Source organism: Thermomonas flagellata (genome assembly GCF_022419185.1).
In the GTDB taxonomy this organism is placed as follows: Bacteria; Pseudomonadota; Gammaproteobacteria; order Xanthomonadales; family Xanthomonadaceae; genus Thermomonas; species Thermomonas flagellata.
Genome location: NZ_JAJOZK010000001.1, coordinates 152196 through 175622, shown reverse-complemented (window position 1 = coordinate 175622; position 23427 = coordinate 152196). Strand labels below are relative to the sequence as shown.

The 23427-nt window shown below is 72.1% G+C and carries 28 protein-coding genes; 12 read left to right on the top strand and 16 right to left on the bottom strand.

Annotated elements, in window-relative coordinates:
* Window positions 1-5 precede the first annotated feature (5 nt).
* Together rpsI and rplM are read right to left on the bottom strand one after the other, a co-directional pair.
* Window positions 6-398, bottom strand: a complete 393-nt coding sequence (gene rpsI / locus ML340_RS00830) for a 30S ribosomal protein S9 (RefSeq protein ID WP_240095682.1) — start codon at window positions 396-398, stop codon at window positions 6-8.
* Between the two features lie 12 nt (window positions 399-410).
* On the bottom strand, window positions 411-839 hold the full coding sequence (gene rplM, locus ML340_RS00825) for a 50S ribosomal protein L13 (RefSeq protein WP_240095680.1): 429 nt from the start codon (window positions 837-839) through the stop codon (window positions 411-413).
* A 192-nt stretch (window positions 840-1031) separates the two neighbouring features.
* On the opposite strand from rplM, the gene coq7 reads away from it, so the two are divergent.
* Window positions 1032-1679, top strand: coding sequence for a 2-polyprenyl-3-methyl-6-methoxy-1,4-benzoquinone monooxygenase (coq7, locus tag ML340_RS00820; protein WP_240095679.1), 648 nt, complete (start codon window positions 1032-1034; stop codon window positions 1677-1679).
* 129 nt (window positions 1680-1808) lie between these two features.
* On the opposite strand, the gene speD is transcribed toward coq7, so the two are convergent.
* Complete coding sequence (gene speD, locus ML340_RS00815) at window positions 1809-2600, bottom strand: adenosylmethionine decarboxylase (RefSeq protein ID WP_240095677.1); 792 nt, start codon at window positions 2598-2600, stop codon at window positions 1809-1811.
* Window positions 2601-2729: 129 nt separating this feature from the next.
* Between speD and crp the strand changes: the two genes are divergently transcribed.
* Both crp and ML340_RS00805 read left to right on the top strand, forming a co-directional pair.
* The gene (gene crp, locus ML340_RS00810) at window positions 2730-3410 is read left to right on the top strand and encodes a cAMP-activated global transcriptional regulator CRP (RefSeq protein WP_240095675.1); all 681 of its coding nucleotides are present in this window, start codon (window positions 2730-2732) and stop codon (window positions 3408-3410) included.
* 6 nt (window positions 3411-3416) lie between these two features.
* On the top strand, window positions 3417-3884 hold the full coding sequence (locus ML340_RS00805) for a GNAT family N-acetyltransferase (RefSeq protein ID WP_240095673.1): 468 nt from the start codon (window positions 3417-3419) through the stop codon (window positions 3882-3884).
* Between the two features lie 15 nt (window positions 3885-3899).
* Here ML340_RS00805 and ML340_RS00800 read toward each other — a convergent pair whose 3' ends face one another.
* The 8 genes from ML340_RS00800 to trpE all read right to left on the bottom strand — a co-directional run bounded on the left by ML340_RS00800 (window position 3900) and on the right by trpE (window position 11096).
* A complete protein-coding gene (locus ML340_RS00800) occupies window positions 3900-4619 on the bottom strand; it encodes a haloacid dehalogenase-like hydrolase (protein ID WP_240095671.1) in 720 nt (239 codons plus the stop codon).
* Window positions 4616-5404 carry an indole-3-glycerol phosphate synthase TrpC gene (trpC, locus tag ML340_RS00795; protein WP_240095669.1) on the bottom strand — a complete coding sequence of 263 codons (789 nt, stop codon included), beginning with the start codon at window positions 5402-5404 and terminating at the stop codon, window positions 4616-4618. Before trpC ends, ML340_RS00800 begins: the two co-directional genes overlap by 4 nt.
* Entirely contained in the window at window positions 5401-6438 is a 1038-nt protein-coding gene (gene trpD / locus ML340_RS00790) for an anthranilate phosphoribosyltransferase (protein WP_240095667.1), read from the bottom strand. Before trpD ends, trpC begins: the two co-directional genes overlap by 4 nt.
* Window positions 6439-6440: 2 nt before the next feature.
* Window positions 6441-7019, bottom strand: coding sequence for an anthranilate synthase component II (locus tag ML340_RS00785; protein ID WP_240095665.1), 579 nt, complete (start codon window positions 7017-7019; stop codon window positions 6441-6443).
* Window positions 7020-7079: 60 nt separating this feature from the next.
* Window positions 7080-8435: a sensor histidine kinase gene (locus ML340_RS00780; protein ID WP_240095663.1), complete on the bottom strand. Its 1356-nt coding sequence runs from the start codon at window positions 8433-8435 to the stop codon at window positions 7080-7082.
* Window positions 8432-9112, bottom strand: coding sequence for a response regulator transcription factor (locus tag ML340_RS00775; RefSeq protein ID WP_240095662.1), 681 nt, complete (start codon window positions 9110-9112; stop codon window positions 8432-8434). Before ML340_RS00775 ends, ML340_RS00780 begins: the two co-directional genes overlap by 4 nt.
* Before the next feature lie 146 nt (window positions 9113-9258).
* The gene (locus ML340_RS00770) at window positions 9259-9471 is read right to left on the bottom strand and encodes a hypothetical protein (RefSeq protein ID WP_240095660.1); all 213 of its coding nucleotides are present in this window, start codon (window positions 9469-9471) and stop codon (window positions 9259-9261) included.
* Between the two features lie 149 nt (window positions 9472-9620).
* Window positions 9621-11096: an anthranilate synthase component I gene (trpE, locus tag ML340_RS00765; protein WP_240095658.1), complete on the bottom strand. Its 1476-nt coding sequence runs from the start codon at window positions 11094-11096 to the stop codon at window positions 9621-9623.
* Window positions 11097-11459: 363 nt separating this feature from the next.
* Here trpE and ML340_RS00760 point away from each other — a divergent pair, with 363 nt between their 5' ends.
* Complete coding sequence (locus ML340_RS00760) at window positions 11460-12137, top strand: hypothetical protein (protein ID WP_240095655.1); 678 nt, start codon at window positions 11460-11462, stop codon at window positions 12135-12137.
* 17 nt (window positions 12138-12154) lie between these two features.
* Here the strand turns inward: ML340_RS00760 and rpe are convergent, their stop codons facing one another.
* Both rpe and ML340_RS00750 read right to left on the bottom strand, forming a co-directional pair.
* The gene (rpe, locus tag ML340_RS00755) at window positions 12155-12832 is read right to left on the bottom strand and encodes a ribulose-phosphate 3-epimerase (RefSeq protein WP_240095653.1); all 678 of its coding nucleotides are present in this window, start codon (window positions 12830-12832) and stop codon (window positions 12155-12157) included.
* A gap of 73 nt (window positions 12833-12905) precedes the next feature.
* Window positions 12906-13232 carry a J domain-containing protein gene (locus ML340_RS00750; RefSeq protein ID WP_240095651.1) on the bottom strand — a complete coding sequence of 109 codons (327 nt, stop codon included), beginning with the start codon at window positions 13230-13232 and terminating at the stop codon, window positions 12906-12908.
* Window positions 13233-13300: 68 nt separating this feature from the next.
* Between ML340_RS00750 and ML340_RS00745 the strand changes: the two genes are divergently transcribed.
* Window positions 13301-14197, top strand: coding sequence for a phosphoribosylaminoimidazolesuccinocarboxamide synthase (locus ML340_RS00745; protein ID WP_240095649.1), 897 nt, complete (start codon window positions 13301-13303; stop codon window positions 14195-14197).
* Between the two features lie 54 nt (window positions 14198-14251).
* Here the strand turns inward: ML340_RS00745 and ML340_RS00740 are convergent, their stop codons facing one another.
* Window positions 14252-15169, bottom strand: a complete 918-nt coding sequence (locus ML340_RS00740) for a hypothetical protein (RefSeq protein WP_240095647.1) — start codon at window positions 15167-15169, stop codon at window positions 14252-14254.
* 77 nt (window positions 15170-15246) lie between these two features.
* Window positions 15247-15747 carry a hypothetical protein gene (locus ML340_RS00735; RefSeq protein ID WP_240095645.1) on the bottom strand — a complete coding sequence of 167 codons (501 nt, stop codon included), beginning with the start codon at window positions 15745-15747 and terminating at the stop codon, window positions 15247-15249.
* A gap of 221 nt (window positions 15748-15968) precedes the next feature.
* On the opposite strand from ML340_RS00735, the gene ML340_RS00730 reads away from it, so the two are divergent.
* Window positions 15969-16469: an Mpo1 family 2-hydroxy fatty acid dioxygenase gene (locus ML340_RS00730; protein WP_240095643.1), complete on the top strand. Its 501-nt coding sequence runs from the start codon at window positions 15969-15971 to the stop codon at window positions 16467-16469.
* Window positions 16470-16473: 4 nt separating this feature from the next.
* Here the strand turns inward: ML340_RS00730 and ML340_RS00725 are convergent, their stop codons facing one another.
* Entirely contained in the window at window positions 16474-17346 is an 873-nt protein-coding gene (locus tag ML340_RS00725) for an NAD-dependent epimerase/dehydratase family protein (protein WP_240095641.1), read from the bottom strand.
* Between the two features lie 81 nt (window positions 17347-17427).
* Between ML340_RS00725 and ML340_RS00720 the strand changes: the two genes are divergently transcribed.
* The 6 genes from ML340_RS00720 to ML340_RS00695 are packed head-to-tail and all read left to right on the top strand — an operon-like array spanning window position 17428 to window position 23401.
* On the top strand, window positions 17428-20250 hold the full coding sequence (locus ML340_RS00720) for a monovalent cation/H+ antiporter subunit A (RefSeq protein ID WP_240095639.1): 2823 nt from the start codon (window positions 17428-17430) through the stop codon (window positions 20248-20250).
* Window positions 20250-20681: a Na+/H+ antiporter subunit C gene (locus ML340_RS00715; protein WP_240095637.1), complete on the top strand. Its 432-nt coding sequence runs from the start codon at window positions 20250-20252 to the stop codon at window positions 20679-20681. Before ML340_RS00720 ends, ML340_RS00715 begins: the two co-directional genes overlap by 1 nt.
* Window positions 20678-22213 carry a monovalent cation/H+ antiporter subunit D gene (locus tag ML340_RS00710; protein WP_240095635.1) on the top strand — a complete coding sequence of 512 codons (1536 nt, stop codon included), beginning with the start codon at window positions 20678-20680 and terminating at the stop codon, window positions 22211-22213. Before ML340_RS00715 ends, ML340_RS00710 begins: the two co-directional genes overlap by 4 nt.
* A complete protein-coding gene (locus ML340_RS00705; protein ID WP_240095633.1) occupies window positions 22210-22713 on the top strand; it encodes a Na+/H+ antiporter subunit E in 504 nt (167 codons plus the stop codon). The genes ML340_RS00710 and ML340_RS00705 overlap by 4 nt, the downstream gene beginning before the upstream one ends.
* Window positions 22710-22994: a K+/H+ antiporter subunit F gene (locus ML340_RS00700; protein WP_240095631.1), complete on the top strand. Its 285-nt coding sequence runs from the start codon at window positions 22710-22712 to the stop codon at window positions 22992-22994. Before ML340_RS00705 ends, ML340_RS00700 begins: the two co-directional genes overlap by 4 nt.
* Complete coding sequence (locus ML340_RS00695) at window positions 22991-23401, top strand: Na+/H+ antiporter subunit G (protein WP_240095629.1); 411 nt, start codon at window positions 22991-22993, stop codon at window positions 23399-23401. The genes ML340_RS00700 and ML340_RS00695 overlap by 4 nt, the downstream gene beginning before the upstream one ends.
* Window positions 23402-23427 lie beyond the last annotated feature (26 nt).

The following is a 23427-nucleotide window of genomic DNA, read 5'->3' as shown; positions in this document are numbered from 1 at the left end:
GCCGTTTAGCGCTTGGAGAACTGGGTGGCGCGGCGGGCCTTGTGCAGGCCGACCTTCTTGCGCTCGACCTCGCGCGCGTCGCGGGTCATCAGCCCGGCCTTGCGCAGCTCCGGCTTGAGGGTCTCGTCGTACTCGACCAGGGCGCGCGCGATGCCGAGGCGGATCGCACCGGCCTGGCCGGTGGTGCCGCCGCCGCTGGCGGTGACCACCACGTCGAACTTGTCCAGGGTCTGGGTCAGTTCCAGCGGCTGGCGCACGATCATGCGCGCGGTCTCGCGGCCGAAGAACTCGTCCAGCGGACGGTCGTTGATGGTGATGTTGCCGCTGCCCTTGCGCAGGAACACGCGGGCGGTGGAGGACTTGCGGCGGCCGGTGCCGTAGTTCTGGGTGATAGCCATGGGGATCGGACCTTAGATGTCGAGCGGCTGCGGCTGCTGGGCGGCGTGCGGATGCTCCGGGCCGGCATAGACCTTGAGCTTGCGGTACATGGCGCGGCCCAGCGGGCCCTTCGGCAGCATGCCCTTGACCGCGATCTCGATCACCCGCTCCGGGTGGCGCTCCAGCGCCTGCGCCAGGGTCTCGGTCTTGAGGTTGCCAACGTAGCCGGTGAAACGGTGGTAGAGCTTGTCCTGCAGCTTGTTGCCGGTCGCCACGATCTTGTCGGCGTTGATCACGACCAGATAGTCGCCGGTGTCGACGTGCGGGGTGTAGACGGGCTTGTGCTTGCCGCGCAGGCGGTAGGCCAGGGCGGCGGCGAGGCGGCCGAGGGTCTTGCCCTGGGCGTCGACGACGTACCAGTCGCGCTGGACGGTCTCGTTCTTGGCGATGAAGGTCTTCATGACGGACTCTGCTGGGTCTCTGGTCGGGCTGGTTCCGCGGCCTGCGGAACGGCGCCTCGCGTTGTGGTTTCCCGCGCCCGGCCTTGGCCCGCGAGCGGAAAGAGGCGGGATGATAGCTGCGCCGCCGGGCGCTTGCAAGCCGCAGCCCGCCCGCCGGCTGCGGGCGCCCCGCCGCCGACCTAGAATGCCGGCATGGACGCCACCGCCCGCCGCCTGACCGCCCTCGACCGCCTGCTGGATGCCGCCCAGAACGCGCTGCAGACGGTGGCCGGGCCGGCCCATGCCGAGCGCCCGAACCCGGCCGCCGATCTCGCCGACAGCGACCTCGCGGACGCCGCGCGCCGGCACGCCGCCGGGCTGATGCGGATCAACCACACCGGCGAGGTCTGCGCGCAGGCCCTGTACGTCGGCCAGGCCGCGGTCGCGCGCGATCCGGCCACCCGCGCCCACCTGCTGCAGGCGGCGCAGGAGGAGACCGACCACCTGGCCTGGTGCGCGGACCGCCTGCACGAGCTCGGCAGCCGCCCGAGCCTGTTCAACCCGCTGTGGTACGCCGGCAGCTTTGCGATCGGGGCGCTGGCCGGGTTGCGCGGGGACGGCTGGAACCTCGGCTTCGTGGTCGAGACCGAGCGCCAAGTCGAGGCGCACCTGGCCGCGCACCTGCAGTCGCTGCCGGAGGGCGACGCCCGCAGCCGCGCGATCCTGGCGGTGATGCAGGCCGACGAGGCCCGCCACGCCGATGCCGCGCTGGCCGCCGGCGCGCGCGTGCTGCCGGCGCCGATCCCAAGCCTGATGGCGGGGATGTCGAAGGTGATGAAGGCCGTGGCCTACCGGCTGTGACCGCCATGGCCGGCGCCTGCCGCGCCGCCCGCAGCCGGCGATCGCCCCATGCGGCCCGGCGCCCGTGCGCAGTGGGCGACAGGCTGGCGCAGGCCGGCGCGCCGGGGGACGTGGCGGCGGCGACCGCGGTCAGTCGACCAGGTTGCGGCCGTGGTAGAGCTCCTCGATCTCGCGCTTGAGCCGCGCCTCGATCTTCATGCGCTCCTTGAACGACAGGTTGCGCGCCTTCTCCTCGAACAGGTACTGGTCGAGGTCGAAGTCCTTCAGGTGCATCTTGGTGTGGAACAGGTTCTCCTGGTAGACGTTGACGTCGAGCATCTCGTAGCGCGACTTCACGTTCTTGGCCAGGTAGTCCTGGATCGAGTTGATCTTGTGGTCGATGTAGTGCTTCTTGCCCTTAATGTCGCGGGTGAAGCCGCGCACCCGGTAGTCCATGATCACGATGTCGGACTCGAAGCTCTCGATCAGGTAGTTGAGCGCCTTCAGCGGCGAGATCACGCCGCAGGTGGACACGTCGATGTCGGCGCGGAAGGTGGCGATGCCGTTGTCCGGATGGGTCTCCGGGTAGGTGTGCACGGTGATGTGCGACTTGTCCAGGTGCGCGACCACCGCGTCGGAGATCACGCCCTTGGCGTCGGCCTTGTCGATCACCGGCTGCTCGGAGATCAGGATGGTCACCGAGGCGCCCTGCGGGTCGTAGTCCTGGCGCGCGATGTTGAGGATGTTGGCGCCGATGATCTCCGCCACGTCGGTCAGGATCTGGGTCAGGCGGTCGGCGTTGTAGGCCTCGTCGATGTACTCGATGTAGCGCCGGCGCTCGTCCTCGGACGCCGCGTAGCACACGTCGTAGATGTTGAACGACAGCGACTTGGTGAGGTTGTTGAAGCCCTGGAGCTTCAGGCGCGGCAGCGGCTTGACCACGGCGGTCGGGTTCCGGGGACGGTGGCGGGGCCGCGATTATGCGGCATGCGGGTGTCCGCCGCATGGCCGCGGCATCCCGGATGCGCGGTTGCCGCCCCCGGCCGCCCTCCGTTCACGTACCATTGGGGCATGAGCAGCACCTTCGCCAAGCCCCAGCTCGCCCGCCTGGCCACGCCGCTGGGCGCGGACGCGGCCACGATCGAGCGCTTCATCGCCCACTGCCACCGCCGCAAGTACCCGGCGCGCACCGATGTCTTCCGCCCCGGGGACCCGGCCGGCACCCTGTACTACATCATCTCCGGCTCGGTCAGCATCATCGCCACCGAGGACGACGGCCGCGAGCTGGTGCTCGGCTACATCGGCGCCGGCGAGTTCGTCGGCGAGATGGGCCTGTTCGTCGAGACCGAGCAGCGCGGGGTCGCGCTGCGCACGCGCACCGCCTGCGAGCTGGCCGAGATCGGCTACGACCGCCTGCAGGCGCTGCTGCTGGCGCAGGCCAGCGATGCCTCGCGCCTGCTCTACTCGATCGGCGCGCAAATCAGCCAGCGCCTGCTGGACACCAGCCGCAAGGCCGGCCGGCTGGCGTTCCTGGACGTGACCGACCGCATCTACCGCACCCTGTTCGACCTCGCGCGCGAGCCGGAGGCGCTCAGCCATCCGCAGGGCACCCAGCTGCGGGTCTCGCGCCAAGAGCTGGCGCGCCTGGTCGGCTGCTCGCGCGAGATGGCCGGGCGGGTGCTGAAGAAACTGCAGGCGGACGGCAAGCTGCACGCGCGCGGCAAGACCGTGGTCCTGTACGGCACCCGCTGACCCGGCATGAGCCGCGCGTTCGCCCCCGGCCGCCACCTGCCCGGCGTCGACCTGCGCAACGCGATGGTGGCCGACGCCGACGACGTGGCGCGGCTGCTGACCGAGCTGGGCTATCCCTGCGAACTCGACGAGGCGGCCGAGCGGATCGCGGCGATCCTCGCCAACGACCGCCAGGCGCTGGTGGTCGCGCGCCGCGCCGGCGCGGTGTGTGGGCTGGTCGCGCTGGATTTCATGTACTACCTGCCGCTGGGCACCACCACCTGCCGGGTGACCGCGCTGGTGGTGACCAACAGCGCGCAGGGCCAGGGCATCGGCCGCGCCCTGCTGAAGGAGGCCGAACGCCGCGCGCGCGCCGGCGGCGCGGCGCGGATCGAGCTGACCTCCGGCGCGCAGCGCACCGAGGCGCATGCGTTCTACCGCGCCTGCGGCTACAAGGACAGCTCGGTGCGCTTCGTCAAGGCGCTCGGCGACTGAGGGCGCGCCGCCGGATCAGGCCGGATCGCCGCCGCGCCCGCGGCTGCCCCAGTGCAGGATCGGCGTCCCCGCCGGCAGCACGCGCCGGAACCACGCCACCCGCCCCGGCTTGGGATTGACCACCACCGGCCGCGCCGCGGCCTGCAGCAGCGGGAGGTCGGCGCTGCTGTCGGAATAGGCCTGCGCCACCGGCTGGGCATAGCCGGCCGCGCGGATCATGGCCATCTTCATCGCATGGTGACAGTGCCGCCGCGCGCCCATTCCGCCTAGGCGCGGCGCCAGCAGGGTGCCGATCACCGGCACGTCGCCATGCCCGGCCAGCGCCAGGATCGCGCGCGCCAGTTCCGGCGGGGCGCCGGTGGCCACCAGCACGCGATCCCCGTGCGCGCGGTGCTTCTGGAACACCTCCAGCGCCCGCGGCAGCAGACGCGCCTGGAGGGCGTGTCCATGCAGCGCGACGTAGCGGCCGATCAGCACCTCCAGCGTTGTGCGGTCATGCACGCCCACGGTGCCGGCCCAGACGAAGGCCGAGATGCCGGCACGGCGGGTCGGCAGGAACGCCACCAGCGGGCCGGCCACCGGCGCCAGCAGCAGCGCCAGCGCGCGCCGCCACCAAGCGCGGTCGATCAGCCACTTGAAGAGGTGGCTGCCGGAGTCGCCGTCGTACAGGGTGTGGTCGAAGTCGAACACCACCAGCGGCGCCTCGTCCCGCGGCGGCGGGTAGGCCGCGGTCATGCGAACAAGGCCCGTAGCGCCGCGCCCGGGTCGGGCTGGCGCATGAACGCCTCGCCGACCAGGAAGGCATGCACGCCGGCCGCGCGCATGCGCGCCACGTCGGCCGGGGTGTGGATGCCGCTCTCGGTCACCAGCACGCGGTCGGCCGGCACCGCCGGCAGCAGGTCGAGCGTGGTCTGCAGCGAGACCTCGAAGGTCTTCAGGTTGCGGTTGTTGATGCCGAGCAGGCGCGCCGGCACCGGCAGCGCGCGCTCCAGCTCGTCCAGGTCGTGCACTTCCAGCAGCACGTCCAGGCCCAGCTCGGCGGCGAGGAAACCGAACTCCGACAGTTGCGCATCGTCCAGCGCGGCGGCGATCAGCAGCACGCAGTCGGCGCCCAGCGCGCGCGCCTCGTGGATCTGGTAGGCATCGACCACGAAGTCCTTGCGCAGCACCGGCAGCGCGCAGGCGGCGCGCGCCTGCTGCAGGTAGGCATCGTGGCCCTGGAAGAAGTCGACGTCGGTCAGCACCGACAAACAGGCCGCGCCGGCGGCGGCGTAGCTGCGCGCGATCGCGGCCGGGTCGAAGTCGGCGCGGATCACGCCCTGGCTCGGGCTGGCCTTCTTCACCTCGGCGATCACCGCCGCCCGCCCGGCCGCGACCCGGGCGGCGATGGCATCGGCGAAGCCGCGCGGCGGCGGGGCGTCGGCCGCGCGCGCGCGCAGCTCGGCGAGCGGCACCTGCGCGCGGCGCGCGGCCACTTCCGCGTGCTTGCGGGTGAGGATGGTGTCGAGGATGGTGCTCATGCCGCCTCCGCCAGGGCGCGGGTGGTGGCGACGTAGGCGTCGAGGCGGTCGCGCGCGCTGCCGTCGGCCAGCGCGCGGCGCGCGCGCGCGATGCCGTCGGCGATGTCCTCGGCGATGCCGGCCGCGTACAGCGCGGCGCCGGCGTTGTAGGCCACGATCTCGCGCGGCAGGCCCTCGCGGTTCTCCAGCGCGGCCAGCAGCATCGCCTTCGATTCGGCGGCGTCCGCCACCCGCAGGTTGCGGCTGTGCGCCATGGCGATGCCGAAGTCCTCCGGATGCAGCTCGTACTCGCGCACCTGGCCGTCGCGCAGCTCGCCGACCAGGGTGGCGGCGCCGAGCGAGAGCTCGTCCATGCCGTCGCGCCCCCACACCACCAGCGCGCGCTCGGCGCCCAGCTCCTGCAGCACCCGCACCTGGATGCCGACCAGGTCGGGGTGGAACACGCCCATCAGGATCGCCGGGGCGCCGGCCGGGTTGGTCAGGGGCCCGAGGATGTTGAACAGGGTGCGCACGCCCATCTCGCGCCGCACCGGGGAGACCGCCTTCATCGCCGGATGGTGGATCGGCGCGAACATGAAGCCGATCCCGCAGCGGTCGATGCAGGCCCCGACCTGCTCCGGCTGCAGCTCGATCGCGGCGCCCAGCGCCTCCAGCACGTCCGCGCTGCCCGACTTAGACGACACGCTGCGGTTGCCGTGCTTGGCGACCTTGGCCCCGGCGGCCGCGGCCACGAACATGCTGGCGGTGGAGATGTTGAAGGTGTGGGCGCCGTCGCCGCCGGTGCCGACGATGTCCACCAGGTGCGCCCTGTCCGCCACCTGCACCGGCCGCGCGAATTCGCGCAGCACGCTGGCGGCGGCCGCGATCTCGCCGACGGTTTCCTTCTTCACCCGCAGCCCGGTCAGGATCGCCGCGGTCATCACCGGGCTGACCTCGCCGCGCATGATCTGGCGCATCAGCTGCACCATCTCGTCGAAGAAGATCTCGCGGTGCTCGATCGTGCGCTGCAGCGCCTCCTGCGGGGTGATCGGCATGCTCAGCGCTCCAGGAAGTTGCGCAGCAGGGCGTGGCCGTGCTCGGTGAGGATCGACTCGGGGTGGAACTGCACGCCCTCGACCGGGTGCTGGCGGTGGCGCAGGCCCATGATCGCCTCGCGCCCGCCGTCGGCGGTCTCGGTCCAGGCAGTGACCTCCAGGCAGTCCGGCAGACTGGCCTGCTCGACCACCAGCGAGTGGTAGCGGGTGGCCTGGAACGGATCCGGCAAGCCGGCGAACACGCCGGTGCCAGTGTGGCGGATCGGCGAGGTCTTGCCGTGCATGATGCTGCCGGCACGCACCACCCGCCCGCCGTAGGCCTGGCCGATGCTCTGGTGGCCGAGGCAGACCCCGAGGATCGGCACCCGCGGCCCCAGGCGGGCGATCACGTCCAGGCAGACGCCGGCCTCGTTCGGGGTGCACGGCCCCGGCGAGAGCACGATCTTCTCCGGCGCCAGCGCCGCGATCACGTCCACGTCGAGCGCGTCGTTGCGCTCCACCCGCACCTCGGCACCCAGCTCCTGCAGGTACTGCACGAGGTTGAAGGTGAAGCTGTCGTAGTTGTCGATCACCAGCAACATGGCGGGCGGTGCGGCTCCGTGGGCGCGGCCGGGCCGCGCAGGATACCGCAGGCCGCCGGCTCAGGCGGCCGGCAGCTCCACCCGCACGCGCAGACCGGGCTGGTGGTCGAGCAGGGCGACGCGCCCGCCGTGGCGCTGCACGATCGCGCGCACCAGGCTCAGGCCCAGCCCGGTGCCGGGCGAGCCGCGGTGCGCTTCCAGCCGCTGGAAGCGGTCGAACACCCGCTCGCGGTCGGCCTCCGGGATGCCGGGGCCGCGGTCGGCGACCTCCAGCACCGCGTGCGCGTCCTCGCGCCAGAGCGAGAGCGCGACCTCGCTGCCGGCCGGGGCGTACTTGACCGCGTTGTCGAGCAGGTTGACCAGCAGCTGGAACAGCTGGTCGCGGTCGCCGCGCACGCCGGCGTCGGCCAGCGCGGCCACGATCCGGATGCCGCGCTCCTGCGCCACCGGGGTGTACAGCTCGGCCGCGTCCGCGGCCAGCTCGCGCAGGTCCAGCACCGGCGCATCGTGCACCGGCGCCTGCGCCTCGATCCGCGCCAGCCGCAGCAGCGCGCCGAACGACTGCAGCAGCTGGTCGGTCTCGGCGATCGCGGCGTCCAGCCCGGCCCGGGTCGGCTCCGGCTGCGGCTGGTCGCGCAGCAGTTCCAGCCGGTTGCGCAGGCGGGTCAGCGGAGTGCGCAGGTCGTGCGCGATGTGGTCGGTGGCGTGGCGCACGCCCTCCAGCAGCTCGCCGATGCGGTCGAGCATGCCGTTGAAGCGCTGCGCCAGGCGGTCGAAGGCGTCGCCACTGTGGTCGGGGCGCACGCGCAGGGCCAGCTCGCCGGCGCCGACACGGTCGGCCACCGCGTTGAACTGCTGCAGCCGGCGCGCGACCCAGCGCGAGGTCAACCAACCAACCACCGCACCGAGGCTGGCGGCCACCAGCAGCGCCAGCAGCGCCGCACGCTGCATGAGCAGGAGGAAGCGGTCCTGCCCGCGCAGGCGTTGGCCGACCAGCAGCAGGTCGCCGCCGTGCAGGCGGCGGATCTGGGCGACTACGCGCAGCACGTGCTCGTCCGGGTCCTGCGGGCTCTGCAGGAACTCGACCCAGCGGGTGCCGCTCGCCGGCAGCGGCCCGGGCGGCAGGCGCCCGACCAGCGCCTCGCCGGCCGCGGTCTGCAGCGCATAGATCGCGTCCGGGTCGCCCTCGTCCTCGATCCGCTGGCGCAGCTCCTGCAGCAGCAGCGCGCGCCCGCCGTGGCGGTGGATGTCCTCCAGGTTCTGGGCGTCGCTGCGCACCAACCCGCGCACGTCGTCGAGCAGCAGGGTGGAGACGGTCAGGTAGACCCCGGCACCGAGCACCACCCAGGCCAGCAGGAAGGCACCGGCCACCGCCAGCGCCAGGCGCGCGCTGGTGGACAGCAGCGGCCGCCTCATTCGACCAGCCGGTAGCCGGCCCCGCGCACGGTCTGCACCAGCGGCCGCTCGAAGCCGTGGTCGATCTTCTGCCGCAGGCGGCTGATGTGCACGTCGATCACGTTGGTCTGCGGGTCGAAGTGGTAGTCCCACACGCCTTCCAGCAGCATGGTGCGGGTCACCACCTGGCCGGCGTGGCGCATCAGGTATTCCAGCAGGCGGAACTCGCGCGGCTGCAGCTCGATCCGCTTGCCGCCGCGGCGGGCCTCGCGTGCGAGCAGGTCCAGTTCCAGTTCGCCGACCTTCAGGCGGGTCACCTCGCGCTGGCCGTCGTCGGCGCGCACGCGGCGGGCGATGCCGTCCAGGCGCGCGCTCAGCTCGGCGTAGGCGAACGGCTTGACCAGGTAGTCGTCGGCCCCGGCGCGCAGGCCTTCGACCCGGTGGTCGACCTCACCGAGCGCGGTCAGCACCAGGATCGGCGCGCGGTTGCCGGCGCCGCGCAGGGTCTGCAACAGGGTCAGCCCGTCCAGGCCCGGCAGCATGCGGTCGAGGATGATCGCGTCGTACGGCTCGGTGGTGGCCAGGAACAGGCCCTGCTTGCCGTCCGCGGCATGGTCCACGGCATGCCCGTCCTCACGCAGGCCCTTGCTCACGAACGCGGCGGTGTGGGGATCGTCCTCGACCAGCAGGATGCGCATGGGCTTGAAATCCTGTCCTCGGAAAAAAGCATACCCCGCCGGCATGCACCGGCGGGGTATGGGCCTGCGGTCCTGCAGACGCGGCGGACGAGGGGGCTAGGGCCGCGTCCAACCCCGGGGGAAGCGGGGGGACAGGACCTGCAAGATCACTTGCCGGCCGGGGCCGCCGGGGTCGCGGCGGTGGACTCGGCCTTCTTGTGGGCCTTCTTCTTGTGGTGCTTCTTCGGCGCCGGCTTGGCGGCGGTCGCTTCCTTGGCCGGGGCGGCGTCCTGCGCCGGGGCGGCCGGGGTGGCGGCGAACGCGACGCCGGTGAAGGCGGTCAGGGCGGCGGCGATCAGCAGGTTGCGGGTGACGTTCATGGCGGGTACCTATCGAGTGGGTGGGTAAGACATGTCCGATGGAGCATCCATCCCCATCGCCGGGACAGATTGCACCCGCCCCCCTCTCGCCCGGCTTGCGCCGACATGAACTTTTCGTCATCCACCGCCGGCCCGCGGCGGGCACACGCTCACAGCCCGCGCGCCGCCTGCGCCACCGCGCGGAACAGGGCGCGGCCCTTGTTCATGGTCTCCTCCCACTCCTTCTGCGGGTCGGAGTCGTACACGATCCCGGCGCCGGCCTGCACGTGCAGGCGGCCGTCCTGGATCACCGCGGTGCGGATGGCGATGGCGGTATCGGCATCACCGTGCCAGCCGAGGTAGCCGATCGCGCCGGCGTACACGTTGCGCTTCACCGGCTCGAGCTGGCGGATGATCTCCAGCGCGCGGATCTTGGGCGCGCCGGACACGGTGCCGGCGGGGAATGTCGCGCGCAGCACGTCGGCATAGCTCAGGCCGTCCTGCAGGCGGCCGGTGACCTCGCTGACGATGTGCATGACGTGGCTGTAGCGTTCGATCACGAAGCGCTCGCGCACCTCCACGCTGCCCGCCTGCGACACCCGCCCGGCATCATTGCGGCCGAGGTCGATCAGCATCAGGTGCTCGGCACGCTCCTTGGGGTCGGCCAGCAGCTCGGCCTCCAGCGCGCGGTCCTCTTCCGGCGTGCGCCCGCGCGGGCGGGTGCCGGCGATCGGGCGCACCGTCACCTTGCCATCCTGCAGGCGCGCCAGGATCTCCGGCGAGGAACCGACCACCTGGGTCGCGCCGGTGTCGAGGAAGTACATGTACGGCGAGGGGTTGAGCGCGCGCAGGGCGCGGTAGACGTCCACCGGGCGGGCGCGGAACGGCACGCTCAGGCGCTGGCTGAGCACCACCTGGAACGCATCGCCGGCGCGGATGTAGTCCTTCACCTGCTCGACCGCGGCGATGAAGCCTTCGCGGGTGAAGCCGCTGACGAAATCGGCCTCGTCCAGCGCCGCCGGCTGCAGCGTCTCCGGATACGGCGCGCCGGCGTGGCGCAGGCGATGGGTGAGCGCGTCCAGCCGGCGGTTGGCGCGCGCCCAGGCCTGCGGCGCGCGCGGGTCGGCATGCACGATGAGGTACAGCCGGCCCTTGAGGTTGTCGAACACCGCCAGCTCGTCGCTGAGCATCAGCAGGATGTCGGGCGTGCCCAGCTCGTCCGGCTTCGGGTGGGCGCGCAGGCGCGGCTCGATGTACTCGATGCACTCGAAGCCGAACCAGCCGACCAGGCCACCGGTGAACCCGGGCAGGCCCTCGACCCGCGGCACCCGTTGCTGCGCGCGCAGGCGCTCGACCTCGGCCAACGGATCGGCCACCTCGCGCGTCTCCACCACCTCGCCGTGCTCGCGCACGGTCAGGGCGTGGCCGCGGACTTCGTACACCCGCCGCGCCGGCAGGCCGATGATCGAATAGCGGCCGAAGCGCTCGCCGCCTTCCACCGATTCGAACAGGTAGGTGTGCGGGCCGTCGGCCAGCTTGAGATAGACCGACAGCGGGGTATCGAGGTCGGCGGGGACTTCGCGCACCAGCGGCACCAAGGTATGGCCGTCGGCGGCGTAGCGCAGGAAGCGGTCGTGGGTCAACAAACGCAGGCATCCTTCAACAGCAGGCAGCGCCGGCGTGCGTGCGCCACCTTCGCCAGCCGAATCCGCCGTCCGCAAGCCGCTGCCCCGAGTCGCCACTGTAGCATCGCCGCCCGCCGCGCGCGTCGCAGGGTTGCCCCGCCACGGTCACGCCGGCGTCACATCCCGCGCGCAGCATCGAAGGCCATCGCAGGGACGACGGAAGGGCAGGACGCCCGAACCCATTCCCCGGACGCCGGTGCCCACCCCTCCCCTCCCGTGGCATCGGCGTTTTTCTGTGCGCGGCGCGGCAGACCAGGCCGGCATTGACGCTCCGCATGGCGCATGGTAGTAGAGGCAGGACTGCACATGCTAAGGGGCAGGCAGATGCGCAGAGTTTCGTTTTTCCGCGCCGCGACGCCCATCGCATTCGTCCTTGCGGCCTGGCTCGGGCTGTCGCCGGGCGCCATCCATGCGCAGTCCGCCGCGGACGCCGGCACCTGTTCCGTGCGCCAGCAGGGCCAGGTCCTGCGGATCGTGCCGCACGACATGTCCGACGTGCGCGAGATCAGCATCCTGCGTCCCGATGGCGGGCGCATGTATCTCTATCGCCCCGAGGACGGCGCCCAGTTCCTGCCGCCGATGGTGCGCGGCGGATTCGAGTTCGATGCGCAGCAGCAGCTGGCCCTGCAGCGCGCCGACGACGGCAAGTTCCATCCCCGCAAAGTCTTCGGGGAGGCGGGTCGCTATGTGTTCCAGGTGATAGGCAAGACCACCAAGACCATCCCCGGCATCGTCTATTCGCGCAACGTCTGCGAAGTCGACTTCGCGCCCGAGACCGGCATCACCGGCGCGCAGGAGACGCATGCCGCTATTTCCACGGCGCGCCCCGCGCTCCCTGCCGGGGGTTGCGCCGGCCACCCCCACCTGCAAGCCGTTTGCAACGCCACCCAAGGCTGCAGCAGCGAACGCTGCTGTTCGCGCGACACGCCGGGCAGTACCTGCTATTGCAGCACCTGCTGCGTGGCGGTCGCGGCGACAGGCACCGCGACCTCCCGCCACTGAGCGCGGCGTGCGCGGCCTCAGCCGCCGCGCGCCTGCGCCACCGCCTGCTTCATGCGCGCGATGATCGCGGCGTAGTCGGGCTGGCCGAAGATGGCGCTGCCGGCGACGAAGGTGTCGGCCCCGGCGGCCGCAATCGCGCCGATGTTCTCCGGCTTCACGCCGCCGTCGATCTCCAGCCGGATCGGCTTGCCGCAGGCGTCGATCCGCGCCCGCACCTGGCGCAGCTTGTCCAGCGCGGACGGGATGAACGCCTGCCCGCCGAAGCCGGGGTTGACCGACATCAGCAGCACCAGGTCGAGGTCCTCCAGCACCCAGTCCAGCACCTCCACCGGGGTGGCCGGGTTGAGCACCAGCCCGGCCTGGCAGCCCTGCGCCTTGATCAGCTGGATGGTGCGGTGCACGTGGCGGCTGGCCTCGGGATGGAAGCTGATCAGGCTGGCCCCGGCCTTGGCGAAGTCCGGCACGATCCGGTCCACCGGCTCCACCATCAGGTGCACGTCGATCGGCGCGGTGATGCCGTGCTTGCGCAGCGCCTCGCACACCAGCGGGCCGATGGTGAGGTTGGGCACGTAATGGTTGTCCATCACGTCGAAGTGCACCCAGTCGGCGCCGGCGGCGAGCACGGCCTCCACCTCCGCGCCCAGCTTCGCGAAGTCGGCGGACAGGATGGACGGGGCGATCACGGTCGGCTGCATGGAGGCTCCCCGGGGCGCAGACAGGCTTGCAGTGTATACGCCCCGGGGCATGCCGGCGCCACCCGCGGCCGGGTCAGCGCCGGCGCAGGCGACGGATGCGGTCGTAGGCGGCGTTGATCTCCCCAGCCTTCTGCGCGGCCTGGCGCTGCAGCTCCGGCGCGGCCCCGGCCAGCCGGTCCGGGTGGTACTGCGCCATCAGCCGGCGGTAGGCCTGGTCGAGTTCGGCGTCGCTGGCCTCCGCGGTCAGGCCGAACACCCGGTAGGGGTCGTCGGCCTCGGCCTTGAACCAGTCCGCGTCGAAGGCATGCCCGATCAGCAGCCCGATCAACCCGCCGGCCGGATGCCGCAACAGCAGCCAGCCGGCGATCAGCCCGAAGAATTTGCCGTACCAGCGCGTCATGCCCGCCAGTGTACCGGCGCCGCCCCGCCGCGCGGGTACACTGGGCTTCCCCCGCCGCCCGTCGCCCGATGGCCACCACCCTGCTCCAGTCCGACCTGCCCGGCCTGCCCCTGCTCCACCGCGGCAAGGTCCGCGACGTGTTCGACCTCGGCGACGGCCACCTGCTCATGGTCGCGACCGACCGCCTGAGCGCATTCGACGTGGTGCTGCCCGACCCGATCCCCGGCAAGGGCGAGATGCTCTGCCAGATCAGCAATTTCTGGTTCGAGAAGACCGCCCACATCCTGCCCAACCACCTGACCGGGATCGATGTCGCCTCGGTGCTGCCGGCCGGCGTGGACCCGGCGCTGTACACCCGGCGCGCGGTGGTGACCAAGAAGCTCACGCCGGTGCCGGTGGAGTGCATCGCGCGCGGCTACCTGATCGGCAGCGGCTGGAGGGACTACCAGCGCAGCGGCGCGGTCAGCGGCATCGCGCTGCCCGCCGGCCTCCGGCAGGCGCAGCAGTTGCCCGAGCCGATCTTCACCCCGTCCACCAAGGCGGCGGTGGGCGACCATGACGAGAACATCGACTTCGCCACCGCGGTCAACCTGGTCGGCCGCGAGCTGGCCGAGGCGGTGCGCGACGCCACCCTGGCGATCTACGGCTTCGCCCGCGACTACGCCGCGCAGCGCGGGATCCTCCTTGCCGACACCAAGTTCGAGTTCGGCACCGACGAAGACGGCAAGCTCTACGTGATGGACGAGCTGCTGACCCCGGATTCCAGCCGCTACTGGCCGGCCGACCAGTACCGGGTCGGCACCAGCCCGCCGAGCTACGACAAGCAGTTCGTGCGCGACTACCTGGAGACGCTGGACTGGGACAAGACCCCGCCCGGCCCGCGCCTGCCGGCCGAGGTGATCGCCAAGACCCGCGCCAAGTACGCCGAGGCGCTGCAGCGGCTGGCCGGGATCACGGTCGACTGACGGCCCACGCTTGCCAGCGGCGGTACCCAAACCTCACCCGGCAGCGGGCCTGGGTCAATGACCTCCGTCGGCCGCGCGCCAGCGCTGCAGCAGTGCGCGCAGCTCCTCGCGTCGGCCGCTCTTCGGCCACCCGACCACATGGGCCACGACCTTGCCGTCGCGGAGCGCATAGAACTGCGGTGTTGCCCAGTCCGTGATCTGCGGCCACTGCCCGGCATGCCAGGCTTGCACGAGATGGGCACCGGGGTGCGCCCGGTTCCAGTCGCGGAAGTCCTGCAGGTGGAGGCGGCCGCTGACGGGCGCCATCCAGACCGTCGTGCTTGCCAAGAACTCTGCCAATGCAGGATCGCGCTCGATCGCCTCGATCGCATTGCGCGAGAACGCGCAGGCCGGATGCGCGACCACCACCAGATGCGCGCCGCGGCGAACATCCAATCGCAGCGGCACCAATACGTCCGCAGTGGCCTCGACATCGAAAGCCGTCACCGCCGGATCGTCGAACGCCGCCGGCACGATCGGGAGTGGATCGACGTGCATGCCTGGCGCGCGCTGGAGCACCGCCCGCGCGGCAGCGAAATCGCGTAGCGCCACCATGGCCTGGAACAATTCCTGATGCTCGGCATCGGTCGCCGCGCCGCGCGCGGCCAGCTCCTCCACCACGCGCTGCATGTCCTCCACGTAGCGCCGCTGGGGGGTGTAAAACGCCGGGATGGCGGCCGCACGGAACAGCCAATGCAGATCCGCAACCGACGTCCGCCGCAAGGCCTGTGCGGTCATCCGCCCCGGGAAGAAGGCTTGATAACGCTTGGTGATCAAGGCATCCCGCGCCTGGGCATCCTCCAATCGCAGCGCGGCCTGCTCGACGGCATGCAAGCGCGCGTAGCGCAATGCAATTGAAGAGGTATCGCCCGCACTGATGCTGGAACAGGCCATCAAGCCCGCAAGCAGGGTCAGGGCGTATCGATGTGGCATACGGCGATTCTATGCGGGCACGGCCACCGTTATGCACGACGCCATCCCTGATGCCTGCAGATCGGTCGGGCCGCGGCTCAGCAATTGGCGCCGATGCAGATCAGCCCATGCGCTGGCGCACAGGTCGCGCGCGACTCGCACTTGTAATTCAGATAATCCGCCGCCGCACGCAGCCCTTCCGCTTTATGCAGCAGGATCAATTCGTCCACGCGGGTCTCCACCCGCAACCCCGGGATGGACGGAGTGCTGCGCTGCACACCGAACAGGGCCAGCAGGCGGTAGGCCTGGGTGGCCGTCAATTCACGCTGGATGTCCCGGTAGTCGAAGGTCGCAAGACCATCCTTGCCGAACACCAGGCTGCGCAGGAACCGCTCCCTGGCCGGGGCCGACAGCGCTGCTAGCGGGGTCGCAGCCATGGGGTGCGCGGCCAGATAGCGATTCAGCTCGGCGCCCGACCGGATCGGCGCCAGCGACACCGCAAGCTCCCGTTCGAGCACCTCGCGCTCAACGGGTGAGAACGCCGTCTCGGCGGCATTTTGCCCGCCAGCGTCCGCGCATGCCGCGACCAGCACGAACACGAGACACGATGCGATCCGCATGTCCATCCCCAAGCCCCCGATCAATGCACATGCCCTGGCTTCACGCTACGCGGCGGATGCCAACCGATCCGTCTGTCCGCGCGATGCCCCTTCACTGCCGACTCTACCCCCCCCCCCGCTGCGCCGGCGTCAACCCATCCGGCATGCGGCTCACCGGGTGGCGCGCTATCCTCGCCGCCGAAGTTTGCAGGAGGTGCGCCATGCACGCCGATGTCCCGCCGGCGCCGGGCCAGCGCCCGATCGACGCCTGGTTCGCCCGCTATTCGGACGACCACCGCCATCCGCTCAACCAGCGCATCCACGTGGTCGCGGTGCCGCTGATCCTGTGGAGCGTGATCGGCCTGTTGTGGTGCGTGCCGGTGCCGGGGCCGTGGTTCCGGCCCGGGCTGTGGGCGGCGCTGGCGATGTTCGCGGCCTGGGTGTTCTACAACCGCGCCTCGCGCCGGCTGGGTTACGGGATGCTGGCGGTATTCGTGGCGATGGCCTGGCTGACCCGCTGGCTGCACGACGGGCTCGGTACACCGGGATTGCTGCGGCTGGCGCTGGCGGTGTTCGTGCTGGCCTGGATCGCGCAGTTCATCGGCCATAGCCGGCTGCTGGAGGGGCGCAAGCCGAGCTTCCTGACCGACCTCAAATACCTGCTGGTCGGTCCGGCCTGGGTGCTGGCCAAGCTCTACCGCCGCCTGGGCTGGCGCTGGTGAGCCTTCAGCCGAACTGTCCGGGCCGCGGCGCGAACGCGCGCGGCGCGTAGCCGAGGGCCGCGCGCGCCGGCTGCGGATCGAACACCAGGTCCTCGCACATCCGGCGCACGGTCGCCGGGCCGAGCGCGCGCGCGATCCCCAGTGCCTGCGCGGTGCGCAGCGCAGTCAGGTACAGCGGCAGCGGCAGCGCGTGCAGCCGCGGCGGCGGCTGCAGGGTTGCCAGCACCCGCCGCACCATCTCGCGATAGGGCAGGGTCTCGCCGCCGGGCAGGTCGAACGCCTGCCAACCCGGCAGCGGTCGCGCCAGCGCCGCCAGCGCCGCGTCGGCGAGGTCGTCGGCATGCACCGGCTGGCGCAAGCCACGCGCCGCGCTCGGCAGCACCACATGCCCGAACCGGCGCCCCAGCGCGGCGATGGCGCTCAGGCTGCGGTCGCCGCCGCGGCCGTAGATCAGGGTCGGACGCAGCAGGGTGATGGAGCGCCCCTCGTCCGCCGCCAGCACGGCCAGGCGGTGTTCGGCCGCCTGCAGGCGCGCGGCCAGCGCGCGCTCGTGCGGATCCGGCGAGGCCTGTTTGGTATGCACGCTGGTCGAGCCGAACGCGACCACCCGCACGCCGCCAGGTACCCGCGGCAACCACTGCGCGAACAGGTCAAGCGGGCCGGCGCTGACGATCGCCTGCGCCTGCTCCGGCAGCGCGGGCAGGTGCGCCAGATCGCCCGCCTGCCACGTGAGCCCGGGCATGCGCGGCAAGGCCGCGCCCGGCTGGCGCGTGACCGCGAGCACCCGCCAACCCGCATCCAGCAGACGCGGCAGCAGCGCGCGCCCGATCTGGCCGCTGCCCCCGAACACCAGCGCGAGCGGAGCGCCTGCCTGCATCCGCGCATGATAGGCGGCGAGCCGCGCGCGGGGCTGGGCTATCATCCGGGCATCCCCCTGTTGTCACCCCCACGGAGCGCGATGCTCGCCCTGCTGCTGGCCCTGCCGTTCGCCCTGTCGCTGCTGGTCGCCCTCGCGCGCGGCAGCTCGCGCGGCGGCAGCGCCTGGCTGGCGGCGCTGGCGCCGCTGCTGGGCCTGGGGGTGCTGGCACTGCTGACGCCGGCGGTGCTCGCCGGGCAGGTGCCGCTGCTGTCGCTGCCGTGGATCCCGCAGGCCGGGCTGGCCTTCACCCTGCGCCTGGACGGGCTGGCGTGGATGTTCGCCGGGCTGGTGCTGCTGATCGGCCTGCTGGTGGTGATGTACGCGCACTATTACCTCTCGCCGCAGGACAGCGCGCGCCGCTTCTATGCCCTGCTGCTGCTGTTCATGGGCGCGATGCTGGGCGTGGTGCTGGCCGGCAACCTGCTGCTGCTGGTGGTGTTCTGGGAGCTGACCAGCATCAGTTCGTTCCTGCTGATCGGCTTCTGGTCGCAGCGCGAGGACGCGCGCGAGGGCGCGCGCATGGCGCTGGCGATCACCGGCGCCGGCGGGCTGGCGCTGCTCGGCGGGGTGCTGCTGCTCGGGCGCATCGTCGGCAGCTACGAGCTGTCGGCGGTGCTGGCCGCCGGCGATGCGATCCGCGCCAGCCCGCTGTATCCGTGGGCACTGGCGCTGGTGCTGGCCGGAGTGTTCACCAAGAGCGCGCAGTTCCCGCTGCATTTCTGGCTGCCGCACGCGATGGCCGCGCCGACCCCGGTGTCCGCCTACCTGCACTCGGCGACCATGGTCAAGGCCGGCGTGTTCCTGCTGGCGCGGCTGTATCCGGCGCTGTCCGGGACCGACCTGTTCTTCTACACGGTGACCACGGTCGGCACCCTGACCCTGGTCGGCGGCGCGTGGCTGGCGATCTTCCAGCACGACCTCAAGGGCCTGCTGGCGTATTCCACGATCTCCAACCTCGGCCTGATCACCCTGCTGTTCGGGCTGTCCACCCCGCTGGCGGTGGTGGCCGGGGTGTTCCACATCCTCAACCACGCCACCTTCAAGGCCTCACTGTTCATGGCCGCCGGCATCATCGACCACGAGACCGGCACCCGCGACATGCGCCGGCTCGGCAACCTGCGCCGCTACATGCCCTGGACCTCGGCGCTGGCGATCATCGCCGCGCTGGCGATGGCCGGGATCCCGCTGCTCAACGGCTTTTTGTCCAAGGAGATGTTCTTCGCCGAGGCGCTCAGCCTCGACGGCCACCGCCTGATGCGCGCGGGGATCACGCTGGCGGCGCTGCTGTTCGGCATCTTCGGCGTCGCCTACAGCCTGCGCTTCGTGTACGAGACCTTCTTCGGCCGCGGCCCGCGCGCGATCGACCGCGTCCCGCACGAACCCCCGCGCTGGATGAAGATCCCGGTCGAAGTGCTGGTGGTGCTGTGCGTCGCGGTCGGCGTGCTGCCGGGGCTGACGGTGGCCCCGGTCCTGCACGCCGGTGCCGCGGCGATCCTCGGCCCGGCGATGCCAGCCTACAGCCTGGCGGTCTGGCACGGCATCAACACGCCGCTGCTGATGAGCCTGGCCAGCGTGGCCGGCGGCGTCGCGCTGTACTTCGGCCTGCGCCGGCTGTTCGACCTGCACGCCAGCGTGCGCCGCTCGCTCGGCCGGCGCGTGTTCCGCTGGAACCAGGAGGCGCTGTATGCGCTGGCCGCACGCTTCACCGAGGCCCTGGCCAACGGCGGCCTGCAGCGCAGCCTGCTATGGCTGGTGCTGACCGCGCTCGCCGCGGGCGCGGCGCCGTGGCTGCTCGGGTCGCCTGCGGCGCTGGCATGGCCGGCCCCGCAGCCGCTGCCCGCGCTCGGCTGGGGCCTGTGGCTGGTGCTGGTCGCGTGCACGCTGTGGACGCTGCGCCTGTACCGGCAGCGCCTGCTGGCGGTGATCGTGCTCGGCGGCGCCGGGCTGATGGTGAGCCTGGCCTTCGTGTTCCTGTCCGCGCCGGACCTGGCCCTGACCCAGCTGCTGGTGGAGATGGTCAGCCTGGTCCTGCTGCTGCTGGCGCTGCACTACCTGCCGGCGCGCTCGCCGCCGGAGCGCGCGCCGGCGCGGCGCGCGCGCGACGCCGCGGTGGCGCTGCTGGCCGGTGCCGGGGTGGCGGCACTGGCGTACCAGATGATGGTGCGCCCGCACGCCACCATCAGCGGCGAACTGCTCGCACGCGCCCTGCCCGAGGCCTGGGGCCGCAACGTGGTCAACGTGATCCTGGTGGACTTCCGCGGCTTCGACACCTTCGGCGAGATCACCGTGTTCGCGGTCGCCGCCCTGATCGTGCACGCCCTGCTGCGGCGCGCGCGGCTGGCGCCGGAGAAGCGGATGCCCGGCCCGCCGGTCAAGCTGCCGGTCCCGGCCGACCTCGCCCAGATCCTGTTCCCGCTGACCCTGACGGTGTCGGTGTTCCTGTTCCTGCGCGGCCACAACGCACCCGGCGGCGGCTTCATCGCCGGGCTGGTGCTGGCGGTGCCGCTGCTGGTGCTGTACGTGATCCAGGGCGCGGCTTCGGTGGAGTCGCGCTTCGGCTTCGACTACGTGCGCGGGATCGGGATCGGGCTGCTGATCGCCGCCGCCGGCGGGCTGGGTGCGCTGGCCTTCGCGCGCCCGTTCCTGACCAGCGGCCACCTCGACCTCACGCTGCCGCTGGTCGGCCCGCTGTCGCTGGCCAGCGCCCTGGTGTTCGATACCGGGGTGTACATGGTGGTGTTCGCCGGGGCGATGCTGGCGCTGTCGATGCTGGGCACGGTGCGCCCGGCGCTGGTGCGCGAGGCGCACGCCGGCCGCGTCGATCCGGCGCGGCGCTCGCCCATGACCGGGGAGGACGCCTGATGGAACTGGCGATGGCGAGCGCCATCGGCATCCTCACCGCGGCCGGGGTCTACCTGCTGCTGCGCGCGCGGGTGTTCGACCTGATCCTCGGCATGACCCTGCTGTCCTACGCGGTCAACCTGCTGATCTTCGCCGGCGGCCGCCTGGTCCCGGGCAAGCCGCCGGTGCTGCGCGACGGCGTGCCGGCGGACCTGGCGCACTACGCCGACCCGCTGCCGCAGGCGCTGGTGCTGACCGCGATCGTGATCGCGTTCGCGATGACCGCGGTGGTGGTGGTGGTGGCGATCCGCAGCCGCAACGACAACCGCAGCGACCATGTCGACGGACGCGAGGCGGAAGCCGCCTGGCGCGCCGCCGAGGCGCAGCGGCATGCCGCGGCGCGCGGCGCGCACCATGGCGACGACCGCGCGGCCGGCGGAGGCGCGGCATGACCCCGTGGCCGCTGCTGCCGGTGGTGGTGCCGCTGGTGGCCGGCGCGCTGGCGCTGCTGCTCGAGCGCCGCCGCGCCGGGATCGCCGCGCAACGCGGCCTGGCGGCGCTGGCGCAGGCGCTGGTGCTGGTCGCCGCGCTGCAATTGCTGGTCGGCGCCGGCAGCGGCCGGATCGAGGTCTACCTGCTCGGCGACTGGCCGGCGCGGCTGGGCATCGTGCTGATGGTGGACCGGCTGTCGGCGCTGCTGCTGCTGACCGCGCAGCTGCTGGCGATCGCCGTGCTGCTGCATGCCAGCGCGGGCTGGGACCGGCGCGCGCCGCATTTCCACGCCTTCTTCCAGCTGCAGATGATGGGCCTGAACGGCGCCTTCCTGACCGGCGACGTGTTCAACCTGTTCGTGTTCTTCGAGGTGCTGCTGATCGCCTCCTACGGGCTGCTGCTCAGCGGCGGACGCGGTGAGCGCCTGCGCGCGGGGCTGCACTACGTCAGCTTCAACATCGCCGCCTCCAGCCTGTTCCTGGTCGCGCTGGGGCTGCTGTACGGGCTACTCGGCACCCTCAACATGGCCGAGTTGGGGCAGCGCATCGCCGCGCTGCCGGCGCAGGACGCCGCGCTGGTCGCAGCCGCCGGCGGCCTGCTGCTGGTGGTGTTCTGCGCCAAGGCCGCGCTGCTGCCGCTGTACTTCTGGCTCCCGCAGACCTACACCCATGCCCCGGCGGCGGTGGCCGGGCTGTTCGCGATCATGACCAAGGTCGGGCTGTATGCCCTGCTGCGGGTGGCCAGCCTGTTGTTCGCGGCGGGCCCGCTGGCCGGCTTCGCCTGGCCGGCGCTGCTGGGTCTCGGCGCGGCCACCCTGCTGCTGGCCGCGCTCGGGGTGCTGGCGGCGGTGCGCCTGCGCACCCTCGCCGCGTACCTGATGCTGGGCTCGGCGGCCACCCTGTTCGTGGCCTTCGCCCTGCACACCGAGGGCACGGTCAGCGCTGGCCTGTTCTACCTGGTGCACAGCACCTTCGCCGGCGCCGCGCTGTTCCTGCTGGCGGACCTGATCCGCCGCCGCCGCGGGCGCGCCGGCGACCGCAAGGACGTGCCGGCGCAGCTGCCGGACCGCAGCCTGCCCGGCGTGCTGTTCCTGCTGGTTGCGGTCGCCCTGGCCGGGCTGCCGCCGCTGTCGGGCTTCGTCGGCAAGCTGCTGCTGCTGCAGGCGGTGCCGCCCGGCGCGCCGACGTTCTGGATCTGGCTGCTGGTGCTGGCCACCGGGCTGCTGACGCTGGTCGGGCTGGCGCGGGCCGGCAGCCGCCTGTTCTGGCGCCTGCCGCCGCTGCCGGCGGGCACGCAACCGACCATCGTCGCCGCCCCGGCGCGCCCGCGCGAGACCGCCGCGATCGTGCTGCTACTCGGCTACGGCATCGCCATGGTGCTGGCCGCCGCGCCGCTGCTGGACTACCTGCGCGCCAGCGCCGCCCAGCTGCAGGCGCCGCAGGCGTACCTCGCGCAGGTGCGCGCGCAGCTGCCGCAGGGGAAGGCGCCATGACCCCCGCCGCCGCGCGCCGCCGCTGGCTGCCGTCGCCCGCGCTGAGCGCGGTGGTGTTCTGCTTCTGGCTGCTGATGAACGACGCAGTGGACGCCGGCAGCGTGGCGATGGCGCTGCTGCTGGCGCTGCTGGTGCCACCCTTCGCGGCGCGCCTGGACCGCGAGTTCGCGCGCATCGGCAGCCTGCGGCCGCTGCCGCGGCTGCTGGCGCGCCTGGCGTGGGACATCGTGCACGCCAACCTCACCGTCGCGCGCCAGGTGCTCGGGCCGGAGCGCCGGATCCAGCCGGGCTTCGTGTGGGTGCCGCTGGACATCGGCAACATCCACGGCATCGCCGCGCTGACCAGCATCATCACCCTGACCCCGGGCACGGTGTCCTCGATGCTCTCGCCCGACCGCCGCTGGCTGCTGGTGCACGTGCTCGACCTGCGCGAGCCCGAGGCGCTGGTCCGCCAGATCAAGCAGCGCTACGAGGCCCCGCTGATGGAGCTGTTCCCATGACCCCCGAAGGCCTGCTGGCCTATGCCATCGTCGTGGCCATGCACGTGGTCGGGCTGGCCATGCTGCTGGCGCTGGTGCGCCTGCTGCGCGGGCCGACCGTGACCGACCGCATCCTCGCGCTCGACACCCTGTACGTCGCGGTGATCGCCGAGCTGATGCTGCTGGACATGGCCCTGGGCAGCGCGATCTATTTCGAGGCCGCGCTGATCATCGCCATGCTGGGCTTCGTCGGCACCGTGGTGCTGAGCAAGTACGTGATGCGCCGGGACATCGTCGAATGAGCTGGATCGTCGCCATCGCCCTGACCGCGCTGCTGGCCGCCGGCTGCTTCTTCATCCTGGTCGGCTCGCTCGGCCTGCTCAAGCTGTCGGACTTCTTCCGCCGCCTGCACGCGCCGACCAAGGCCAGCACCCTCGGGGTCGGCAGCGTGCTGGTGGCCTCGGTCGGCTACCACGCCTTCACCGGCACCGACCCGCAGCCGCGCGAGCTCTTGATCACCGCCTTCCTGTTCGTGACCGCGCCGATCAGCGCGCACCTGCTGGCGATGGCGGCGCTGGCGCTGCACCTGGGGCGCAAGCCGCCGCTGCCGACCGCCGCGGCGCTGCCCGCGGCCGACGCCGCGCCTGCGCCTGCCGCAGCCCCCGACCCCTCGGTGCGCACACCCGCAGCCCCGCCGTCACCGCGCTGACACTCGCGCCGGCCAGCATGGCCGGG

Bases quoted from the DNA above. Each gene is read 5' to 3' on its own strand.
- rpsI (WP_240095682.1), bottom strand. From the start codon at position 398: ATGGCTATCACCCAGAACTACGGCACCGGCCGCCGCAAGTCCTCCACC.
- rplM (WP_240095680.1), bottom strand. From the start codon at position 839: ATGAAGACCTTCATCGCCAAGAACGAGACCGTCCAGCGCGACTGGTAC.
- coq7 (WP_240095679.1), top strand. From the start codon at position 1,032: ATGGACGCCACCGCCCGCCGCCTGACCGCCCTCGACCGCCTGCTGGAT.
- crp (WP_240095675.1), top strand. From the start codon at position 2,730: ATGAGCAGCACCTTCGCCAAGCCCCAGCTCGCCCGCCTGGCCACGCCG.
- ML340_RS00805 (WP_240095673.1), top strand. From the start codon at position 3,417: ATGAGCCGCGCGTTCGCCCCCGGCCGCCACCTGCCCGGCGTCGACCTG.
- ML340_RS00800 (WP_240095671.1), bottom strand. From the start codon at position 4,619: ATGACCGCGGCCTACCCGCCGCCGCGGGACGAGGCGCCGCTGGTGGTG.
- trpC (WP_240095669.1), bottom strand. From the start codon at position 5,404: ATGAGCACCATCCTCGACACCATCCTCACCCGCAAGCACGCGGAAGTG.
- trpD (WP_240095667.1), bottom strand. From the start codon at position 6,438: ATGCCGATCACCCCGCAGGAGGCGCTGCAGCGCACGATCGAGCACCGC.
- ML340_RS00785 (WP_240095665.1), bottom strand. From the start codon at position 7,019: ATGTTGCTGGTGATCGACAACTACGACAGCTTCACCTTCAACCTCGTG.
- ML340_RS00780 (WP_240095663.1), bottom strand. From the start codon at position 8,435: ATGAGGCGGCCGCTGCTGTCCACCAGCGCGCGCCTGGCGCTGGCGGTG.
- ML340_RS00775 (WP_240095662.1), bottom strand. From the start codon at position 9,112: ATGCGCATCCTGCTGGTCGAGGACGATCCCCACACCGCCGCGTTCGTG.
- ML340_RS00770 (WP_240095660.1), bottom strand. From the start codon at position 9,471: ATGAACGTCACCCGCAACCTGCTGATCGCCGCCGCCCTGACCGCCTTC.
- ML340_RS00760 (WP_240095655.1), top strand. From the start codon at position 11,460: ATGCGCAGAGTTTCGTTTTTCCGCGCCGCGACGCCCATCGCATTCGTC.
- rpe (WP_240095653.1), bottom strand. From the start codon at position 12,832: ATGCAGCCGACCGTGATCGCCCCGTCCATCCTGTCCGCCGACTTCGCG.
- ML340_RS00750 (WP_240095651.1), bottom strand. From the start codon at position 13,232: ATGACGCGCTGGTACGGCAAATTCTTCGGGCTGATCGCCGGCTGGCTG.
- ML340_RS00745 (WP_240095649.1), top strand. From the start codon at position 13,301: ATGGCCACCACCCTGCTCCAGTCCGACCTGCCCGGCCTGCCCCTGCTC.
- ML340_RS00740 (WP_240095647.1), bottom strand. From the start codon at position 15,169: ATGCCACATCGATACGCCCTGACCCTGCTTGCGGGCTTGATGGCCTGT.
- ML340_RS00730 (WP_240095643.1), top strand. From the start codon at position 15,969: ATGCACGCCGATGTCCCGCCGGCGCCGGGCCAGCGCCCGATCGACGCC.
- ML340_RS00725 (WP_240095641.1), bottom strand. From the start codon at position 17,346: ATGCAGGCAGGCGCTCCGCTCGCGCTGGTGTTCGGGGGCAGCGGCCAG.
- ML340_RS00720 (WP_240095639.1), top strand. From the start codon at position 17,428: ATGCTCGCCCTGCTGCTGGCCCTGCCGTTCGCCCTGTCGCTGCTGGTC.
- ML340_RS00715 (WP_240095637.1), top strand. From the start codon at position 20,250: ATGGAACTGGCGATGGCGAGCGCCATCGGCATCCTCACCGCGGCCGGG.
- ML340_RS00710 (WP_240095635.1), top strand. From the start codon at position 20,678: ATGACCCCGTGGCCGCTGCTGCCGGTGGTGGTGCCGCTGGTGGCCGGC.
- ML340_RS00705 (WP_240095633.1), top strand. From the start codon at position 22,210: ATGACCCCCGCCGCCGCGCGCCGCCGCTGGCTGCCGTCGCCCGCGCTG.
- ML340_RS00700 (WP_240095631.1), top strand. From the start codon at position 22,710: ATGACCCCCGAAGGCCTGCTGGCCTATGCCATCGTCGTGGCCATGCAC.
- ML340_RS00695 (WP_240095629.1), top strand. From the start codon at position 22,991: ATGAGCTGGATCGTCGCCATCGCCCTGACCGCGCTGCTGGCCGCCGGC.